Below are 19380 nucleotides of genomic sequence, written 5' to 3'. Positions count from 1 at the left end.
GTGGCCGTGGGGGCGCAAGAGGCGCACAACGGCGTACACCGGTCGAATGAGCGGTGAAGGTATGCGCCGTGTGCTTGTGAGCGGGAGCGGGGCGCGATAGACCGTACTGGCCCGTCACTTATGGCGGAACGGCCTCGCATCCTGGGGAGTTGGGCATGAGCGTGACCAGTCGGTACCGGGAGGCCTGGGAAGGTTTCTGGCGCGAGGCGCCCGACGGACAAGGGGCCGTCTTCTGGGACGCGGCGGCGGCGCAGACGGTGGGACTCCATCTCGCCCTGTTCGAGCCGAAGTTGCGCGATCCCGGCCTGCAGATGGTGGACCTCGGCTGCGGCAACGGCACGCAGACCCGTTTCCTCGCCGACCGGTTCACCCATGTCGTCGGCGCGGACCTGTCCGCCGCGGCCATCGACCTCGCCCGGCAGGCGGACCCGGCGGGGCAGGCGACCTACCGGCTGCTGGACGCGGCCGACAAGACCGAGGTCGAGACGCTGCACGCCGAACTCGGCGACGCCAACGTCTACATGAGGGGCGTACTGCACCAGGTCGAGCCCGACGACCGGCAGCCGCTGGTCGACGGGATCGCCGCGCTGATCGGGGAGCGCGGCCACGCCTTCCTCGTCGAACTCTCCGAGGCCGCCCGCCCGATCCTCGGCGAACTGGCCCAGGACCCGGCAGGCCCCCCGCCGAAACTCGCCCCGGTCCTCCGCCACGGCATCGCCCCCGGCGAAGTGTCCGACGACGAGGTGCCGGAACTCCTGCGCGCGGCCGGCCTCACCGTCGTCGCGAGCGGCGAACTGCCGTTGATCACCACCGAGTTCACCGCGGACGGCGCGCGCATCGAACTGCCGTCGAAGTGGCAGATCGTGGGGCGTGCGGTCTGAGGCGACGGGGGGAGGCGGGGCGGCTCACCGCCTCCCCCCGCCCGCTCTAACCGAACTGGTGCTTCAGGAACGAGCCGGACCACGCCATCAGGTCCGCGGGCACGTAGTAGCCCTTCTCGTCGTTGATGGCGTCCCAGTTCTTCGCCACGTCCTCGACCGACGCGTCGCCCTCCTCGTGCGCGTACCCCTCCGTCGAGGCCAGGAACACCCGCGCGAAGCGGCCCGCCCCGGCCGTGTAGATCTCTCCGCTGACCGGGCAGTTCTCGTGCGCGAGATAGGCCACCATGGGCGCGACGGCCGCCGACGGCATGTACGGCATGCCCTCCGCGGTCTCCGCCGGCTCCTCCTCGGGGCCGCCGCCCATCCGGGTCATCGCGGCCGGAGCGATCAGGTTGACCTTGATGTTGTGCGGCTCGCCGGCCAGTTTCGCGCTGCGGGCCATACCGACCGTGCCGGCCTTCGCGGCGGCGTAGGACAGGTTGTTGTCCATGCCGAACATGCCGCTGGAGGTGGTCAGGACGACCCGGCCGTAGCCCTGCTCGACGAAGTGCGGCCAGGCGGCCCGCATCGTGTTGAAGGAGCCGAGCAGGTGGACGGCCAAGTGCCGTTCCAGGTTGTCGAGTTCGATCTCCGGGAGGCCCGCGTACCGGATGATCCCGGCGTTGTTGACGAGGACGTCGATCCGGCCGAAGCTCCGGATCGCGGTGTCGATGATGGCCTCGCCGCCGGCCTGCGTGGACACGTCGTGGGTGTCGGCCACGGCCTCCCCGCCGGCGGCCACGATCCCGTCGACGACCTTCTGCGCGGGACCGGCGTCCGAGCCCTCGCCCTCCATCGACCCGCCCAGGTCGTTGACGACGACCTTCGCCCCGCGCTCCGCCAGCAGGCGGGCGTAGGCGCGGCCGAGGCCACGGCCCGCGCCGGTGACGACGGCGACGCGTCCTTCGAAGCCGAACTCGCTCATGGGTGACTCCAGTTGATTGCGGGTGACAGCGTGGGTGGCTACCAGGCGACCGGCAGCGCGTGCAGGCCGTAGGCGAGCGCGTCGTCCCGGCGGAACGTCAGCTCGTCGAAACCGACGGCCAGTCGCAGGGTCGGGACGCGGCGGTACAACGTGCCGTAGACGACCTGGAGTTCGATGCGGGCGAGCTGCTGGCCCAGGCACTGGTGGATGCCCCAGGCGAAGGCGTGGTGGTGCCGTGCCTCGCGGGAGATGTCGAACTTCTCCGGCTCGGGGAAGGCCGCAGGGTCCCAGTTGCCCGCGGGCAGCGCGACGACGATGCCCTCGCCGGCCTTGATGGTCACGCCCTCGATCTCGATGTCCTCGGCGGCGATCCGCCGCTGCCCGAGTGCCGGGATCGTCAGATAGCGCAGGATCTCCTCGACCGCGTTCGCGACGACCTTCGGGTCGTCCGTCTCGCGCAGCAGGGCGAGTTGCTCGGGGTTCTGGAGGAGCAGGGCGGTGCCCAGGGTGATCATGCCGGCACTGGTCTCGTGGCCGGCGATCAGCAGGATCATGCACAGCATGACGGCCTCGGGCAGGGTGACCTCGCCCGCCTTGATCCGCCCGGCGAAGTCCGAGATGACGTCGTCGCCCGGCTCCTCCATCCGTTTCTGGAGCAGTCCGGCCAGGTAGCCGCCGAGCGCCTGGTTCGCCGCCCGGTCCTGCTCGGCGGTCTTGTCGCTGCGGGTCGCCAGCGAGGCGTGCTCCTGGAAGAACTCGTGGTCCTCGTACGGCACTCCGAGCAGCGCGCAGATCATCAGCGAGGGCAGCGGCAGCGACAGTGCGGTGTTCAGGTCCGCCGGGTTCGGGCCCGCGAGCATCTTGTCGATCAGCTCGTCGGTGAACCGCTGGATCTCCGGCCGCAGCTTCTCCATCCGGTTGCGCGTGAATGGAGCCGTCATCATGCGGCGGATCCGCGTGTGGTCGGCGCCGTCGGCGTTGAAGATGGTCAGCGGGTGGTGGGGAGCGTTCTCCGCCATCGCCTCGTTCGGGTACGGGAACCCGGGCTGCTTGTCGTCGCTGCTCACCCGCGGATCGGACAGGATCACGCGCTGCGCGGCGTGCCCGGTCACCAGCCACGGGGTGCTGCCGTCCCAGATCCGGCCCCGGGACACGGGCGCCCCGTCGTTCAGGGCGCGCAGCCCGGCCGGCGGGGCGAACGGGCAGGTGCGGTCCCGCGCGCCCGGGTAGTCGAAGAGCTCCGCGTCAGGGGCGGCGAGTTCCGTCTCGGCCTCGGACATGGTCATTCCTCCAGATGAGGGTGGGGGTGGGGGGAATGCGGGTGGAGGGAACACGGCTGGGGGCTATTCCTCGATACGGATCGCCAGCGCGGGGCACACCGCCGCGGCGTTCCGTACGTCGTCGGCCAGTTCGGCCGGCGGATTCTCGTCCAGCAGGACGACGATGCCGTCCTCGTCACGCTGGTCGAACACGTCCATCGCGGCGGCGACGCACTGCCCGGCGGCGACGCATTTGTCCTCGTCGACGACAACCTTCATGGCAACTCTCCTGATCGTTCCGGGGCGTTCAGCGGGCGGGAGCGGGGGAGGGGACCGCGTCGACGATCTCCTGACGGCGCTGTCTGGCCTGCTTGGGCATGTTCCAGCCGAGGATCCCGGTGACCCGGCCGCCGCTGCGGTAGCGCGCGACGAACCGGCGGGCCGCCAACTCCCCCTCGACGACGTCCACTTCGGCATCGGCCGGCAGGAAGCCGTGCACCTGGAGCTTGGCGTCGAACTGATCGGTCCAGAAGTACGGCACCGGCTCGTAGGCCCGGTCCTCGCCGAGGATCGCCCCGGCGACCGCCATGGCCTGCTCGGTGGCGTTCGTCCGGTTCTCCAGCCGGATCAGCCGGCCGAGCTGCTCGTGTTGCCAGCGGGCCACGTCACCGACCGCGTAGACCCCCGGCGCGGCCCGGCAACGGGAGTCGCACACCACGCCGTTGTCGAGTTCGAGCCCGCTGCCGGCCAGCCACTCCGTCGCCGGGGTCGCCCCGATGGCGACCACCACCACGTCGGCGGGCAGCACCTCGCCCGTGCTCAACTCGACGCCGGTGACCCGGCCTTGGTCGCCGGTCAGGCCCACGACACCGTTCCCGAGCCGGAGTCGTACCCCCCGTTCGGTGTGCAGCTCCGCCAGCAGCCCCGACACCAACGGGCCCACCTGGAGGGCCAGCGGTCCCGTGAGCGGGCCCGCGAGGGTGACCTCCAGGCCCAACGTCCGCGCGGTGGCGGCGATCTCGGAGCCGAGGACTCCCTCGCCGACGACCACCAGACGTGATCCGGCGAGCAGATCCGTGCGCAGGGCGAGCGCGTCGTCGAGGGTGCGCAGTACATGGACACCGGTCAACTCGCCCTGTCCCGGCAGTACTCGGGGCCGTACGCCGGTGGCGATCACGGTCGCGTCGGCGCTCAGCTCGCGCCCGGACTCCGTGCGCACGGCGCGGGTCGCCGGGTCCAGGGCGACCGCGGGGTCGCCGAGCACGAACTCGGTGTCGAGACCGGACAGCATCTCCTCGGTGCGCAGTGCGGCGCGGCCCGGTTCCCAGGCGCCGGAGAGGATCTGCTTGGACAGCGGCGGACGGTCGTACGGGGCGTGCGGCTCGGCGCCGAGCACCGTGATCCGGCCCGTGTACCCCTTGCGCCTCAGAGCCTCCACCGTGGTCAGCCCGGACGCGGAGGCGCCCACCACCAGCACGTGGGCCACGGCCCCGGTGTCGTCCTCGATGCTCATGTCGTGCTCCGTTGCAGCGTCGTTGCGATGTACTTTGCGGGTGCTCACACGAGGTAGCGTCCGCCGTTGGCGCTGAGGGTCTGGCCGGTGACGTAGGAGGCCTCCTCGGAGGCGAGGTAGGCCACCGCGTAGGCGACGTCCTCCGGCTGCCCGGCGCGCTTCATCGGCATGGTGGCGGCGGCGGCCTCCACGTCGACGGGGCCCTGGCGGACCAGGGGGGTGTCGATGAAGCCGGGCGGCACGTGGTTCACCGTGATGCCCTTCTCGATGTACTCGATCGCGAGGGCCCGGGTGAGGCCGATGACACCGCCCTTGGAGGACACGTAGTGGGCCATCGCGGGCGCGCCCGTCTGGGTGGAGGACGAGGAGATGTTGATGATCCGGCCCCAGCCCGCCTCGACCATGTCGGGCACGATCTCCTTGGTGACCAGGAAGGGGCCCTTGAGGTTGATCCCGATCATGCGGTCCCAGGACGCCTCGGAGATGCTCGTGAACGGCTCGTAGGCGGTGATGCCCGCGTTGTTGACGAGGATCGTGACCGGGCCGAGCTCCTCGCGGGTGCGGGCGGCCGCCCGTGCCACGGCGCCGGCCTCGGCCGCGTCGCCGGAGACGGCGATCGCCGTACCGCCCGCCTCCTGGATGGCCGCCGCGGTCTTCTCGGCGCCCTCGCTGTTCAGGTCCCAGACCGCGACCGCGGCTCCGCGGGCGGCGAGCACCGTCGCGATCGCCTGGCCGATGCCGCGGCCGCCGCCGGTGACGACGGCGACCTTTCCTTGAAGTGACATGTGCGCTCCTTTGCGCTCGTGCGCGGTGTCCCGGACACCGAGGACACCGGCGGCCGGGCCTATTCGCCCAGGGCCTCGCGGGCCGCGGTGCGGGCCGCCACGGCCCGGGGGAAGCCGGTGTACCCGGCGGAGTGGTAGAGGATCTCGGCGAGCTCGTCCCTGGTCACGCCGTTGGTGAGGGCCACCCGGACGTGGGTCTTCAGCTCGGTCTCGGCGCCGAGCGCGATCAGGATGCCGAGGGTGACCAGGCTGCGGTCGCGCGGGGCGAGACCCTCGCGGCCCCACAGCGCGCCCCACACGGTGGACAGGCCGATCTCGACGAGGTCCTCGCCGAGCTTGCCGTCCCGCATGTCGAGATCGCCCTCGGCGGGAACCACCCCGGGCAGTGCGGCCCGCAGGGCTTTGAGGCCCGCGACGCGCAGATCGGGGGTTTCCTTGACGTCTTCGGCGCTCATGCCCGACTCCCGGTTCATGCGATTGCATTCGTCCCAAACGAAAGTTAGATCAAACGGTCGGTACAATCAATGCCTGTTACGGATATGGCTGGTCCAGGCTCTCTCCGTCATCGCCATTGATCGGGGCAGGACCCTCATCTACTCTCGGTCTGAATATTCGACCGACTGGTCGAACTATCAAACCAGGGTCATGTGCGAGCCGCAGCCCCAGTCGCCTTGGAGGGCAAATGAGCGAAGCTTCGAACCCGGCGGCCCGGGACCGGGTCGACGTGCTGGTCGTCGGCGCGGGCGTCACGGGCATCTACCAGCTGTACAAGGCCCGCGAGGCCGGGTTCTCGGTGCGCCTCCTCGAAGCGGGCACCGGCGTGGGCGGCACCTGGTACTGGAACCGGTACCCCGGGGCGCGCTTCGACTCGGAGAGCTACACCTACGGCTACCTGTTCTCGAAGGAGCTGTGGGAGGGATGGGAGTGGTCGGAGCGGTTCGCCGGTCAGCCCGAGATCGAGCGCTACTTCAACCACGTCGTCGACCGCTTCGACCTGCGGCGCGACATCCGCACCGGCGTCAAGGTGACGGCGGCCGTCTTCGACGAGCCCTCCGGCACCTGGACCGTGCGGGGCAGTGACGGTACCGAGATCCGGGCCCGCTACGTCGTCGCGGCCACCGGCAACCTCTCGGTGCCGTTCATCCCGAACATCCCGGGACGCGACGACTTCCGCGGCGCGCAGCACCACACCGCGCGCTGGCCGAAGGCGCCCATCGACTTCACCGGCAAGCGGGTGGCCCAGATCGGCACCGGCTCCAGCGGTGTGCAGATCATCTCCGCGATCGCGGACGACGTAGCGCAGCTGACGGTGTATCAGAAGGACGCCGACTGGCTCACGCCGCTCAACAACGGGCCCATCACGCCTGACGAACAGGCGGAGTTGAAGGCGAACTTCGAGTCCATCCGCGAGACGCTGAACACCTCGCCGAGCGGCTTCCTGCACCAGATCGTCATGCGCTCCGGCCTCGACGACAGCCCGGAGGACCGCCAGGCGTTCTACGAGGAGCGGTGGAACGGCCCCGGGTTCACCAAGCTGACCGAGCACTACATGGACATGCTGTCGAACGAGACCGTCAACGCGGAGTGGTGCGCGTTCATGGCCGACAAGATCCGCGGCATCGTCAAGGACCCTGAGACCGCAGACAAGTTGATCCCCAAGGGTCATGGCTACGGCGGCCGCCGGCCCCCCTTCGGAACCGGCTACTACGAGACGTACAACAAGCCGAACGTCTCGCTCGTCGACATCAACACCACGCCGATCACCCGCATCACCGAGGACGGCATCGAAACCGCCGACGGTGTCGAGGAGTTCGACATCATCGTCTGGGCCACCGGCTACGACTTCGGCACCGGAGCCCTCAACCGCCTCGGTGTGCAAGGCCGTCAGGGCCTCCCGCTCAAGGAGTACTGGGCGGACGGCCCGCGCACCTACCTCGGCGTCGCGACTGCCGGCTTCCCCAACTTCTTCTTCCCCGGCGGCCCGCACGGCGCCACCGGCAACAACCCGCGCTACGCCGGCGACCAGGTGGAGATCGTCATCGACGCCCTCGTCCACGCGCGCGACCACGGTTACGACGTCATCGAGGTGACCGAGGCCGCCGAGGAGGAGTGGACGGACAGCATGAACAACAGCACGATGTCCTCCTTCCTGGAGAGCAGCTACTTCTACGGCGGCAACATCCCCGGCAAGCCGGTCAAGCAGCTCCTCAACCCGACGGGCCGGTGGGCGCTCCAGGAGGCGATCAACGCCGTGAAGGAGAACGAGTTCCCGACGTTCGCCCTCTCCAAGGCCGAGACCCCGGACGCCTGAACGCCCGGACGCCCGTACCGCCCTGGACGTGGGCGGCACGGGCGTCCGGGTTCCCGCGCGTTACTCCGCGAAGGTCGTCACGCGCCGCTGGAAGCGCCAGGTGCCGTCCTCGCGGCGCAGCACGTCGTCGTAGCGCCCGACCATCTGCACGCTCCAGCCCGAGTCGCCGCGCGCGAAGAACGCCAGGTCGCTGGTGGCCGTCGCCTCGTCCTCGGTCGCGGAGGTGACGACGGTGTTGGCGATCAGGTGCAACTGCGGCGCCTGGGGCGCGAAGCCGCCGAAGCCCTGCCGGATCGCCTCCCGGCCCTCGAACTTGGCCATGCCGACTATCTCGGCGACGCCGTCCGCCGTGTACAGGTCGGCGATGTCGTCGGTCCGCCCGGCGTCCAGGGCCTGGGCATAGGCGGCGATGGCGGTCTGTACGGCCGCCGTGACGGACGCGTCGATCGTGGTGGTCATCTCACTCCAGGGTCGAGAAGGAAGGTCAAGGGGCCTGTGGGGTAGGGCAGTTACGCCTGATACGTCGTCTTCCTGCGCTGCAGCAGCCAGGTGCCGTCGTGCCGGCGCAGTGTGTCGTCGTAGTGCCCGACCACGCCCACCGCCCAGCCCGCGTCGCCGCGCTGGAGGAAGACCACGTCGCTCAGGGCGCGGGCCTCGTCCTCGCCCGTGGACGTCACGACGGTGTTGGTGACCAGGTGCAGCTGCGGCTGGACCGGCTCCCATCCCTTGAAGGCTGCGTGGATCGCGTCGCGCCCCTCGACCGGGTCCATGCCCGGGATCTCCAGGACGGCGTCGGGCGCGTACTGCGCGACGACGTCGTCGGTGCGGCCGGCGTCCTGGGCCTGGGTGTGCGCGCCGAGTACGGCCCGTACGCCCGCCACGACCCACGCCTGTGTGGATTCGCTCATTCTTCGCTCCAAGGTCAGGTGTTTCGACCACTCAGTCTATTGATGAGGTGAAGATAAAGGGAGGGGTGCGCGTCGGATTCGTTGACCGATCGGTACAATCACAAATAACATGCGGGCGGCTGGTCAACGGGGACTGTCGCCGAAGGAGGCGTGATCATGACGAAGCGTTGGAAGCAGCGTCCGCCGGGCTCTACGTGGGGCGATTGGGGCGAGGACGACGAACTGGGTCGTATCAACCTGCTCACGCCCGAGAAGGTCCTGCAGGGGGTCCGCGAGGTCGAGCACGGGATCAGCTTCAGCCTGAGCCTGCCGCTCGACTATCCGGGCGGGAGCGAGCTGAACCAGCGGCGCTACCCTCCGATCCTGCGGCCCACCGAGGACCTCGAACACAAGCAGGACGTCTTCTACAACATCAAGGCGCGGGAGCACTTCTCGCCGCACCTCAGGGACGTCTGGTCCGACGACGTGGTGACCCTCTGGCTGCAGTACTCGACGCAGTGGGACGCGCTCGCCCACCAGGGCCAGGAGTTCGACGCCGACGGTGACGGCGTCGAGGAGGCGGTCTACTACAACGGCTACCGCGCCGACACCGACATCGTCGGACCGCAGGAGGACGCCAAGGGCGACGGCAGCGGCACCCTCGGCTTCGCCCGCCACCTCGGCCTGGAGCACATGGCGGAGCACGGGGTCCAGGGCCGGGGCGTCCTGATCGACCTGGCCCACCACCTGGGCAACACCTGGCAGCCGGTCAACCTGAAGACCCTTCAGGAGATCATGGTGGCGGACAACATCGTCGTCGAACCCGGTGACATGCTCCTCCTGCACACCGGTTTCGACACCGCCGTGATGGCCTGGGGCAAGAACCCGGACCCCGTTGGGATCCACACCACGGCCTCCTACCTCGACGCGTTCGACCCGGCGCTCCTGGAGTGGATCGCCGACTCGCAGATCTCGGCGCTGATCTCGGACAACTACGCCGTCGAGGGCGTGGGCGTCGGCCCCGAGGACAACACCCCGCACTCGCTGCTCCCGATCCACAACCTCTGCCTCTTCAAACTGGGCGTCCCGCTCGGCGAGTTGTGGTACCTGGAGAAGCTGGCGGCCTGGCTGCGCGAGCACAATCGCAGCCGCTTCCTCCTCACCGCGCCCCCGCTCAACCTGCCGGGGACACAGGGCAGTCCGCTGACTCCGGTCGCGACCGTCTGACAGCCACTACGACGGGAAGGGCCCCCAGAGACTCTGGGGGCCCTTCCCGTCGTAGTGGCTGTTCGGATCAGACCGCGGCGATCCGCCGCAGCGTCTCCGCGATCGTGTCCCGCGACGGCAGCCACACCCGCTCCAGGGAGGGCGCGTACGGCGCCGGGACCGGCGGCGGTGCCACCCGGGTGACCGGTGCGTCCAGATGCCAGAAACCCTCGTCGACGGCCATGGCGGCGAGTTCGGCGCCGACGCCGAAGTCGCGTACCGCCTCGTGCGCGATGACCAGGCGGTTGGTCTTGGCGAGGGACGCGAGGACGGTCTCCCGGTCCAGCGGGGAGATGGTGCGCAGGTCGATCACCTCGACGCCGATGCCCTCGCCGGCGAGCAACTCGGCTGCGGCCAGGGCATCCTGGACCATCCGCGACCAGGAGACCAGGGTGATGTCGGTGCCCTCGCGGACGACCTTGGCCTTGCCGAGCGGGATCAGGTGGTCGGCCGGGGGTTTGGGGCCCTTGAGGCCGTACTGGAGCCGGTTCTCCACGAAGACCACCGGGTTGGGGTCCTGGATGGCGGCGCGGAGCAGGCCGTAGGTGTCCGCCGGGTTGGACGGCATCACCACCGTCAGGCCGGGGATGTGGGCCAGCAGGGCCTCCAGGCTCTGTGAGTGCTGGCTGCCCGAGGAGCGGCCCGCGCCGAACTGGGTGCGGACGACGAGGGGCATCGAGGCCCGGCCGCCGGTCATGAAGCGGAGTTTGGCGGCCTGGTTGAGGAGCATGTCGAAGGCGACGCCGATGAAGTCCATGTACATGATCTCGACCACCGGCTTCATGCCGGCCATGGCTGCCCCCACCGCCGTACCGACGACGGCGCTCTCGCTGATCGGGGTGTCCCGCACCCGGCCGGGGAAGGCCTGCGCGAGTCCGCGGGTCAGTCCGAAGACGTTGCCGCCCGCGCCGACGTCGATCCCGGCGACGAACACGCTCGGATCGGCGGCGAGTTCGTGCTCCAGGGCCAGTCGTACGGCGTCCATGGACCGGAAGATCTCGGCGTCGGCCGGGAGCGGCTCGGGCTCGGCGACGAGGAGGCGGGGGGCCGAGACGTAGTCGTGCAGGGTCTCCGGGGCGGGCTCCGGCAGGCCCCTGGCCCACTCGACCGACGCCTCGATCTCCTTGTCGATCTCCTCGTCCACGGCGTCGGCCAGTGCTGCCGGTACCCCGGCCGCCGTCAGGTGCCGGCGGGCCACCAGCAGCGGGTCGCGCTCCTTGGCGGCGGCGACCTCCTCGGCGGGGCGGTAGCGCTCGGGGTCGCCCTCGTAGTGGCCGTGCCAGCGGTACGTCTCGGCCTCGACGAGGACCGGGCCGCCGCCCGCGCGCAGCCGCGAGACCACTCCGGTCATGGTCTGCGCCACGGCCAACACGTCGTTGCCGTCCACGTGTTCGTATCCGATGCCGTATCCGGCGGCGCGGGCGGAGAGCGGGGCGCGATGCTGTTCTGCCTCGGGCGAGAACTCGGAGTAGTGGTTGTTCTCGCAGAGGAAGACGACCGGCAGATCCCATACGGCGGCCAGGTTCACGGCTTCGTGGAACATGCCCTGGGCCACCGCCCCGTCGCCGAAGAACGCCACCACCACGTCACCGGCCGCCCGCAGCTTCGCGGCGGTCGCGACCCCTGCCGCGATCGGGAGTCCTGCGCCGACGATGCCGTTCGCGCCGTAGATCCCGAGACCGGGGTCCGCGATGTGCATCGAGCCGCCGCGGCCGTGGCAGGTGCCCGCGTCCTTGCCCATCAGCTCGGCCATCATCGACGCCGAGTCCAGGCCCTTGGCCAGGACGTGGCCGTGGCCGCGGTGGGTGGAGGTGATGCCGTCCCGTGCGCCCAGCGGCCAGCAGGCGCCGACGGCGCTCGCCTCCTGGCCGATCGACAGATGCAGGAAGCCCGGGATCTCCGTCGCCTTGTACAGCTCGGACGCCCGCTCCTCGAAGCGGCGGATGCGGCGCATCCGTCGGTACATCTCCAGGAGCTGGTCCGTCTGTGCGGTGCCGGTCCTGGTGCCGGTGTGATGCGATGCCTGAGTCATACGGTCCTCGCTTTAATGTACCGTTTGGTCTAGCAAACTGGAGCGACGTCCCCGGGGCCGCTTCCCCCAGGCGCGCCACGATCCGGCGCCTGTGCGGACCCGGGACAGCACGTACGTCGTCACGGCAAGGGGAGAGAAGAGATGCCACGACCGCCGGGCCATGGGCCGGGCTTCGAAGTCAGACGCCAGAAGATCATCGACACCGCGGCGTCCCTGTTCGCGCAACAGGGCTACGCGGCGACCTCCATCAACGACCTGGGCCGCGCGGTCGGGCTCGCCAAGGGAGCCCTGTACTACTACATCGGCTCCAAGGAGAACCTGCTCATCGAGATCCAGTCGCGGGTACTCGGCCCGCTGCTGGCCCGTGCCAAGGAGATCGCGGCCCTCGACGAGGTTCCGCTGCTGCGGCTGCGGCTGCTGTCCGAGTCGCTGCTGACGATCATCTTCCGCAGGCTCGACCACATCTGGGTCTACGAACACGACTACCGCAGCCTCAGCGGCAAGGAGCTGGAGATCGTGCTGCGGCAGCGCTCCGACTTCGAGCTGTTGATCACCGGCCTGCTCACGGAGGCTGTCGAGCAGGGGACCTTCCGTGCGGTCGAACCGCACCTGGCCACCCTCCAGTTCCTCAACCTCCACAACCACACCTACCAGTGGGTGCGGCCGGACGGCAGTTGGGACGCCGCGTTCCTGTCGGGCGAGTACTGCTCGACCCTGTTCCGCGGTTTCGCCGCGTCCGTCGGCGACCTCCCGGATGTCGAGGCGCTGGCCGTCGAGTTCAAGCGGGCCCGGCCCGAACTGCCCCTCGATCCCGAGGCGTTGTGGGAAGCGGTCTCCGTGGCGAGCTGACCGGACCCGCGGTGCGTGACGGCGCACCGCGGATCCCGCCCTCTCACGCGCCCTGGACCAGGGCCCTGGCGATGACATTGCGCTGGATCTCGTTGGTGCCCTCGCCGATCTCCAGGATCTTGGCGTCGGCGTAGAAACGGGAGATCTCCGACTCCCGTACGTATCCGTAGCCGCCGTGGATCTGCAGCGACTGGGAGGCCGCCCGGTTGGCGACCTCGGAGGCGTACAGCTTGGCCATGGCGGCCTCCGTGCTGTGCGGACGGCCCTGGTCGGCGAGCCATGCGGCGCGGTAGACCATCCAGCGGGCGGCCTGGTACTCCGTACCGATGTCGGCGATCTTGTGCGCCACGGCCTGGAAGTCCGCCAGCGGACGCCCGAACTGGTGCCGTTCCTTGGCGTGTTTGACGGCCAGCGTCAGCGCCGCCTTGGCCAGCGAGAGGCCCAGCGCCGCCACGCTGATCCGGCCGCCGTCGAGCACGGACAGGAACTGCCGCAGCCCGTTGCCCTCCTCGCCGATCAGATGGTCGTCGGAGACCCAGCAGTCGGTGAACACCAGCTCCCGGGTGTCCATGGCGTGCCAGCCGAGCTTCTTCAGCTTGGCGCCGACCGTGTAACCGGGCGTGCCGGTCGGCACGTAGAAGGTCGCGTACCCCTTGCGTCCGTCCGCGCCCTTGCCCGTCGTGGCGAGCAGGGTGACGCCCTGGCTGATGTCGGTGCCCGCGTTGGTGATGAACATCTTGGTGCCGTTGATCACCCAACCCCCGTCCGCCCGGCGGGCGGTGGTCGCGATGCCGGCCGCGTCGGAACCGGCCTCCGGCTCGGTCAGCCCGAACGCGCCGATCGCCTCGCCCTTGGCCAGCGGGGTCAGCCAGCGGTGCTTCTGCTCCTCGGTGCCGTAGGCGAGCAACGGCAGGGTGCCGATAGTCGAGTGGGCGTTCCACGAGGAGGCCACCGACTGGTCGGCGGCGCCGAGTTCCTCCATCACCGCGACATAGGTGACGGTGTCCGAGCCGGCCCCGCCGTACTCCTCCGGCACGAGCATGCCCATCAGGCCGAGTTCGCCGAGCTTGGTGAAGACCTTGGTGGGGAAGATCTCGTTCTCGGACCACTCGGCCGCGTGGGGCGTGATCTCGTTGGCCGCGAACTCGCGGACCATGTCCTGGAGAGCGAGGGTCTCCTCGGGCAGGTCGAAGTCCATGTCACAGTCCCTTCGGGGTCAGCAGCACCTTCAGGTGCTTGGCCCGGTCGGCGGCCAGGTCCTCGAAGACACCGGCTCCTCCCGAGAGCGGAAAACGGCCGGTGATCAGGGCGGAGGCGTCCAGGCGTCCGGTGCTCATCAGATCGATCACGCGCGGGATGTCGAAGTTGTAACCGAGCGTGCCGACCACCGACCGCTCGTAGAACACGAGTTGGCCCATGTCGAACTCGACACTTCCGTGCCCGACCCCGGCCAGCACGACCCGTCCGCCGCGCCGCACGATCGACACGGCCTGCCCCGCGAGCGCGGGCACGCCGGTCGCGTCGATGACGACGTCCGGGCCGATCCGGCCGGTCCGTACGAACACCTCACGCCGTACGTCCGTTTCGCGCGGGTCGAAGGCCTCGGTGACGCCGATGCCGAGGAGCATCTCGCGGCGGCCGGCGAGGGGTTCGCTCACGAACAGGCCTGCGGCGCCCGCGATCTGGGCCGCGAGGACCACGGCGACGCCGATCGGGCCGCCGCCGACCACGAGAACGTTGTCGCCCGGCTTGACCCCGGCCCGGGTCACGGCGTGCAGCCCGACCGCCAACGGCTCGGCCACGGCGGCCAGTTCGTCACTGACGTTGTCCGGGAGGCGGGTCAGGCCGGCCAGCGGCACGGTGACGCGTTCCGCGAAGCCGCCGGGTGAAGCGAGGCCCACGGAACCGCTCTTGGGGCAGATGTGGTACTCCCCGCGCGTGCACCAGAAGCAGGTGCCGCAGCGCCACACCGGGTCCGCGGTCACTCGGTCGCCGACCTTGACGCCGGGCAGGTCCGCGCCCAACGCGACTACTGTGCCGCTGAGTTCGTGGCCCAGGGCGAGTGGGGGCTTGGTGCCGGTGAGGGGGTGGGGGCCCTCGCGGATCATGTGGGGGCCTTCTAGGTACTCGTGCAGGTCTGTGCCGCAGACTCCGCACCAGGTCACTTCTACGACTGCCTCGTGCGGGGCGGGGTCGGGGGGTTCGGGCACCTCTTCGAAACGGAGATCCTGTGCACCGTGCCAGACGAGTGCCTCCATGTTTTCCGCCCCTTTCGTATCGATTTTGGCTGCGGCCCGGTGGGGGCTGGTCGCGCAGTTCCCCGCGCCCCTTAAGGGGCGTTCTTCTTGGCCCTGTTGAGAAAGGAGCCGATGCCCTTCCTTGCGTCCTCTGTGCCGAACACCCCTGTGAACAGGGCGCGTTCCAGTGCCAGGCCCGCCGCCATGCTCGCGTCCGTGCCGTGGTCGACCGCCTCTTTGATGGCTTCCAAGGCTGCCGATGGGCCCTCGGAGAGTTGGCGGGCGTAGGTCAGGGCGGCCTTCAGGGCCTCGCCCGTGGGGACCACCTCGTCCACCAGCCCCAGCCGTAGCGCCTCGTCCGCCTTCACCCGGCGGCCGGTCATCAACAGGTTCTTCGCGCGGGACGGGCCGATCAGCCGGGCGAGCCGCTGTGTGCCGCCCGAACCCGGCATGATGCCGAGCTGGACCTCCGGCTGGGCGAATACCGCGTCCTCGGCGGCCACCCGGTAGTCGGCGGCCAGGGCCAGTTCCATGCCGCCGCCCAGGGCGTAGCCGGTGACCGCCGCGATCACCGGCATGGGCAGGCGGGCGACCTCGTCGAAGGTGCGTTGCAGCGCGCGGTTCCAGCCGCGGATCTCCTCCGGGCCCATCGCGGCGAGGGCCTTGATGTCGGCGCCGGCGGCGAAGAGCCGTTCGCCGCCGTGGAGCACCACGGCCCGTACGGCCGGGGAGTCGGCCAGCCCGCGTACGCAGGTGGCCAGCTCCTCTCTCTGAAGGGAGTCGAAGGCGTTCATCGGCGGGTTGTCGAGGCGGACCGTGACGACCGGTCCGTCGGTGTCGAGCCGGATGCGTGGCACGAAGACCCTCCTCGTCGGCGGAAGCGGAGTCGCATGCGCTCGGATGGTTGTCGATGCGCACACGCCGTCGTAAAGTGCGGCTCACAGGTTTTATAGACCAAGGGGTACACTAAATCATGTGAGTGGGCAACCGACCGGTCGGGATCCGGTATGCCCCGTGAGTCGTGGTCGAGCCGTGTTCAGTGCCGAACACCACAGAGCGAGAGTGAGCCGTGCACAATTTCGCGAGCATCCTCGATTACCACCTGGCGCAGCGGCCGGACGCCGTCGCCGTCGTCCAGGACGAGCGCTGTCTGACGGTCCGTCACCTTTACGAGCGGGTCAACCAGTTGGCGGCCGGCCTGGCCGAACTGGGCGTCGGACGCGGTGATGTCGTCGGTCTGCTGCTCTACAACCAGCCGGAGTTCCTGGAGCTGGTCCACGCGACCAACCGGCTCGGCGCGGTCTTCCTGCCGCTCAACTACCGCCTCTCGGAAGAGGAGTGGCAGTACATCCTGGGCCACGCCCAGGCCAAGGTGATCGTCACCGAGCCGGAGTTCGTCCGGGCGGTGGAGCGCAGTGCCGGGTGCCTGACGGACCTGGAGCACCGGGTCCTGATCGGCGGGGGCGAGCCGCCCGAGGAGCAGTGGACCGACTACGAGGAGTTGCTGGCCCGGCACAAGGGGGAGCGGGTGGAGCCCGTGGACGTCGAGCTCGACGACCTTCAGCGCCTCATGTACACCTCCGGCACCACCTCACGCCCCAAGGGCGTCCGCATCACCTACGGAAACCTCCAGGCCAAGAACCTCGCCCACATCGTCCACTTCGGTCTGACGGCGGCGGACACCACGCTGGTCAGCGGCCCGCTCTACCACGTCGGTGGCCTGGACATGCCGGCACTCGGGGTCCTGTACGCGGGTGGCAGCGTCGTGCTCCAGCGCAAGTTCGACCCGCAGGGCGTCCTGCACGCGATCGAGAGGCACCGCGTCACCAACGTGTGGCTGGCGCCCGCCATGGTCAACGCGGTCCTGGAGGTCCCCGACCGCGAGGAGTACGACACCAGCTCGGTCCGCTTCATCCTCGGCGGCGGCGAGAAGACCCCCGAACCGGTGCTCCGGCGCATCATGACCGCGTTCCCCAACGCCTGGTTCGCCGACGCCTACGGCCTGACCGAGACCGTCTCCGGCGACACCTTCCTCGACCGCGAGCACGCGCTGTCCAAACTGGGCTCGGTCGGGCGTCCCGTCCCGCACACCCGCGTGCGGATCGTCGACGACACGGGGGCCGAGGTTCCGGCCGGTGAACTCGGCGAGATCACCCTGCGCGGGCCCAAGGTCTTCGCCGGGTACTGGCGGGACGAGAAGGCCACAGCGGCGGCGCTCCGGGACGGCTGGTTCCACACCGGCGACATCGGGCACGTCGACGAGGACGGCTTCCTCTTCATAGACGACCGCAAGAAGGACATGATCGTCTCCGGCGGCGAGAACATCGCCACGCCCGAAGTGGAGCGGGTGCTGTACGAACACCCGGCCGTACTGGAGGCCGCAGTGGTCGGGATCGACCATCCCCGCTGGGGTGAGGTCCCGCGCGCTTTCGTGGTGTTCAGGCCCGGCGAGAGTGCGGGGCCGCAGGAACTGCGGGAGTTCTGCCGAGCACGCCTGGCCAAGTTCAAGGTGCCGGCCCGCTTCGACATCGTCGACGAGCTGCCCCGCACCCCGTCCGGCAAGGTCCTCAAGCGGACCCTGCGCGACCTCCCCGCGGGGGGCTGAGCCATGACGGACATGAACGACGTGAATGCCCAACTCCGTCTCGACGGAAGGACGGTGTGGGTGACGGGTGCGGGGAAGGGACTGGGACGGGCGATCGCCGTCGCCCTGTCCCAGGCGGGTGCCACCGTGGCGGCAACGGCTCGTACCGCAGCGGATCTTGAGAGTCTGGAGGCCGAACTGGCCGCCCACGGCGGCAAGGTGCTGGTCCTGCCCGGCTCGGTGGCCGACTCCACCGCCGTACGGACCATGGTCGAGCGCGCCGTCGCCGACACCGGCCGCCTCGACGCGGTCGTCAACTGCGCCGGTACGAGCCCCCACTTCACCCGCAGTGAGCGCGTCACCGACGAGGACTGGCAACAGGTCCTCGACGTCAACCTCCAAGGCACCTTCTACTGTTGTCGCGAGGCGGGCAGGGTGATGCTGGAGCAGCGTTCCGGCTCGATCGTCAACGTTTCCTCGGTGCACGCCCGCACCGGCTTCGAGCGGATCGCGGCCTACGCCACCAGCAAGGGCGGGGTCGAGGCCCTCACCAAGTCCCTCGCCGTCGAGTGGGCCGACCGCGGGGTGCGCGTCAACGCCCTCGCACCCGGCTACTTCCGCACCGACCTCAGCTCCGGTCTGCTGGCCAGCCGCTGGGGCGAACGCATCGTCGACAGCACGCCGTTGGGCCGCGTCGGCGATGTCTCGGAACTCGGCGGAGCCGCGGTCTTCCTCGCCTCCGAGGCGTCCCGTTTCGTCACCGGCAGCACGCTCACGGTGGACGGCGGCTGGACCGCGCGATAGCTGTATCGATCACGAGTGCGCTCACTGCTCCGGCACGGGCCGCACGGTGAGCATCTGTAGCGCGTGTCCCACCGGGCCGTCGACGTCGTGCAGGACGGTGCTGGTGAGGCCCTGTCCGGTGGGTCCGAAGGCGACGGTCGTGTCCAACCCGGTCCAGTCGCCCACGGGTTGGCGGTGCAGGTGGACGGTCAGGTCGACGTTCGGGTAGATCCAGGCGGTCGGCGGCTGGCGTACGGCGATGCCGTTCGCGGTGTCGACGAGCGCGAGACAGGACGCGAGCGGGCTGCTGGGCTCGCCGGCGACGAGGGCGTGCCGGGTGGAGATCCAGGCGGTCGCACGGCCCGGCCGGGGTGGCGCGAGCGGCCGTACGTCCAAGGAAGCGATGTAGCCGCCGGGCCACAGCGCGCTCATCTCCCAGGGGGCCAACTCCTCGGGAGGCGTGAGCCGTTCGTCGGAGCCGCCCGCTACGGCGGAGGTGTCGATCGCGGCGAGGAACCAGGCCCGGGCCCGCACCACCGGCCGGTTGGCGACCAGCACCACCGCCTCGACCAGCTCGATCGTGCGGCCGGGGCGGACCACCTCCACCCGGATCTCGCACTCGTCGAGGGCGAGCCGGCCCAGGATGTCGTAACTGATCCGCGCCATGACGAGCCCGTCGCCGCCCGGCCGCTGCGCCAACTGGCCCTCGATGGCGTGGACGACGAGCCCGCCGAGCGGGCTGAAGTGCAGCTCGTCCGGGTCCCAGGCGCCGCCCGCGTGGGCCGTGGGCTTGTAGCGGTGCTCGTCGATGCGCTCGTAGTAGCTGCCGGGGACCGGGGTTCCGGAGTTCAACGGACTTCTCTCCCAAGACTGTTCTCGCCGTGCGTGCGATGTTCCGGTGACCACTCTGTCACCTGCGGAAAGGTCCGTACCGGACGCGTCAAGTGATGGAGAAACACGGCCGGTCGGGGCAGGGAATGCGGTCGGATCCTGAACGGATGCCTCGCCCTGGGCGCCCGCATCGACGAA

19 protein-coding genes are annotated in these 19380 nt (G+C 69.9%); 6 read left to right on the top strand and 13 right to left on the bottom strand.

Translation table 11 applies throughout. The features are described from left to right. Window positions 1-155: 155 nt before the first annotated feature. Window positions 156-881 (top strand): class I SAM-dependent methyltransferase, encoded by a 726-nt coding sequence (locus OG714_RS11290; protein ID WP_406120205.1) that lies wholly within the window; start codon window positions 156-158, stop codon window positions 879-881. Between the two features lie 46 nt (window positions 882-927). Here OG714_RS11290 and OG714_RS11285 read toward each other — a convergent pair whose 3' ends face one another. The 6 genes from OG714_RS11285 to OG714_RS11260 form a co-directional block, all read right to left on the bottom strand. Then, window positions 928-1845 carry an SDR family NAD(P)-dependent oxidoreductase gene (locus OG714_RS11285; RefSeq protein ID WP_406120204.1) on the bottom strand — a complete coding sequence of 306 codons (918 nt, stop codon included), beginning with the start codon at window positions 1843-1845 and terminating at the stop codon, window positions 928-930. A gap of 38 nt (window positions 1846-1883) precedes the next feature. Continuing rightward, window positions 1884-3125, bottom strand: a complete 1242-nt coding sequence (locus OG714_RS11280) for a cytochrome P450 (protein ID WP_406120203.1) — start codon at window positions 3123-3125, stop codon at window positions 1884-1886. Window positions 3126-3188: 63 nt separating this feature from the next. Beyond that, window positions 3189-3383 carry a ferredoxin gene (locus tag OG714_RS11275; RefSeq protein ID WP_019071312.1) on the bottom strand — a complete coding sequence of 65 codons (195 nt, stop codon included), beginning with the start codon at window positions 3381-3383 and terminating at the stop codon, window positions 3189-3191. 28 nt (window positions 3384-3411) lie between these two features. Continuing rightward, window positions 3412-4617 (bottom strand): NAD(P)/FAD-dependent oxidoreductase, encoded by a 1206-nt coding sequence (locus tag OG714_RS11270; protein ID WP_406120202.1) that lies wholly within the window; start codon window positions 4615-4617, stop codon window positions 3412-3414. A gap of 44 nt (window positions 4618-4661) precedes the next feature. Then, on the bottom strand, window positions 4662-5402 hold the full coding sequence (locus OG714_RS11265; protein WP_406120201.1) for an SDR family NAD(P)-dependent oxidoreductase: 741 nt from the start codon (window positions 5400-5402) through the stop codon (window positions 4662-4664). Window positions 5403-5461: 59 nt separating this feature from the next. After that, complete coding sequence (locus OG714_RS11260; RefSeq protein WP_366429749.1) at window positions 5462-5857, bottom strand: carboxymuconolactone decarboxylase family protein; 396 nt, start codon at window positions 5855-5857, stop codon at window positions 5462-5464. A 227-nt stretch (window positions 5858-6084) separates the two neighbouring features. Between OG714_RS11260 and OG714_RS11255 the strand changes: the two genes are divergently transcribed. Continuing rightward, a complete protein-coding gene (locus OG714_RS11255; RefSeq protein ID WP_406120200.1) occupies window positions 6085-7713 on the top strand; it encodes a flavin-containing monooxygenase in 1629 nt (542 codons plus the stop codon). Window positions 7714-7773: 60 nt separating this feature from the next. On the opposite strand, the gene OG714_RS11250 is transcribed toward OG714_RS11255, so the two are convergent. Together OG714_RS11250 and OG714_RS11245 are read right to left on the bottom strand one after the other, a co-directional pair. Next, window positions 7774-8172 (bottom strand): nuclear transport factor 2 family protein, encoded by a 399-nt coding sequence (locus OG714_RS11250; RefSeq protein ID WP_406120199.1) that lies wholly within the window; start codon window positions 8170-8172, stop codon window positions 7774-7776. A gap of 50 nt (window positions 8173-8222) precedes the next feature. Continuing rightward, window positions 8223-8621 (bottom strand): nuclear transport factor 2 family protein, encoded by a 399-nt coding sequence (locus OG714_RS11245; protein WP_406120198.1) that lies wholly within the window; start codon window positions 8619-8621, stop codon window positions 8223-8225. A 156-nt stretch (window positions 8622-8777) separates the two neighbouring features. On the opposite strand from OG714_RS11245, the gene OG714_RS11240 reads away from it, so the two are divergent. Further along, on the top strand, window positions 8778-9827 hold the full coding sequence (locus OG714_RS11240; protein ID WP_406120197.1) for a cyclase family protein: 1050 nt from the start codon (window positions 8778-8780) through the stop codon (window positions 9825-9827). A 67-nt stretch (window positions 9828-9894) separates the two neighbouring features. Here OG714_RS11240 and OG714_RS11235 read toward each other — a convergent pair whose 3' ends face one another. Next, window positions 9895-11898 carry a pyruvate dehydrogenase complex E1 component subunit beta gene (locus OG714_RS11235; protein ID WP_406120196.1) on the bottom strand — a complete coding sequence of 668 codons (2004 nt, stop codon included), beginning with the start codon at window positions 11896-11898 and terminating at the stop codon, window positions 9895-9897. A 141-nt stretch (window positions 11899-12039) separates the two neighbouring features. Here OG714_RS11235 and OG714_RS11230 point away from each other — a divergent pair, with 141 nt between their 5' ends. Then, window positions 12040-12747 carry a TetR/AcrR family transcriptional regulator gene (locus OG714_RS11230; RefSeq protein ID WP_406120195.1) on the top strand — a complete coding sequence of 236 codons (708 nt, stop codon included), beginning with the start codon at window positions 12040-12042 and terminating at the stop codon, window positions 12745-12747. 43 nt (window positions 12748-12790) lie between these two features. On the opposite strand, the gene OG714_RS11225 is transcribed toward OG714_RS11230, so the two are convergent. The 3 genes from OG714_RS11225 to OG714_RS11215 all read right to left on the bottom strand — a co-directional run bounded on the left by OG714_RS11225 (window position 12791) and on the right by OG714_RS11215 (window position 15832). Beyond that, window positions 12791-13945, bottom strand: a complete 1155-nt coding sequence (locus OG714_RS11225; RefSeq protein WP_406120194.1) for an acyl-CoA dehydrogenase family protein — start codon at window positions 13943-13945, stop codon at window positions 12791-12793. A gap of 1 nt (window position 13946) precedes the next feature. Continuing rightward, window positions 13947-15005: a 2,3-butanediol dehydrogenase gene (locus tag OG714_RS11220; protein WP_406120193.1), complete on the bottom strand. Its 1059-nt coding sequence runs from the start codon at window positions 15003-15005 to the stop codon at window positions 13947-13949. Window positions 15006-15076: 71 nt separating this feature from the next. Beyond that, the gene (locus OG714_RS11215) at window positions 15077-15832 is read right to left on the bottom strand and encodes an enoyl-CoA hydratase/isomerase family protein (RefSeq protein WP_406131782.1); all 756 of its coding nucleotides are present in this window, start codon (window positions 15830-15832) and stop codon (window positions 15077-15079) included. A gap of 221 nt (window positions 15833-16053) precedes the next feature. Between OG714_RS11215 and OG714_RS11210 the strand changes: the two genes are divergently transcribed. Next, window positions 16054-17589 (top strand): acyl-CoA synthetase, encoded by a 1536-nt coding sequence (locus OG714_RS11210; RefSeq protein ID WP_406120192.1) that lies wholly within the window; start codon window positions 16054-16056, stop codon window positions 17587-17589. Window positions 17590-17592: 3 nt separating this feature from the next. Then, on the top strand, window positions 17593-18372 hold the full coding sequence (locus OG714_RS11205) for an SDR family NAD(P)-dependent oxidoreductase (protein WP_406120191.1): 780 nt from the start codon (window positions 17593-17595) through the stop codon (window positions 18370-18372). A 21-nt stretch (window positions 18373-18393) separates the two neighbouring features. On the opposite strand, the gene OG714_RS11200 is transcribed toward OG714_RS11205, so the two are convergent. Next, window positions 18394-19203, bottom strand: a complete 810-nt coding sequence (locus OG714_RS11200; protein WP_406120190.1) for a thioesterase family protein — start codon at window positions 19201-19203, stop codon at window positions 18394-18396. Window positions 19204-19380 lie beyond the last annotated feature (177 nt).

The sequence above is a fragment of the Streptomyces sp. NBC_00989 genome (assembly GCF_045162655.1).
In the GTDB taxonomy this organism is placed as follows: domain Bacteria; phylum Actinomycetota; class Actinomycetes; order Streptomycetales; family Streptomycetaceae; genus Streptomyces.
The sequence above is the reverse complement of the archived record's forward strand: the minus strand, read 5'-3'. Positions and strand labels throughout refer to the sequence as shown.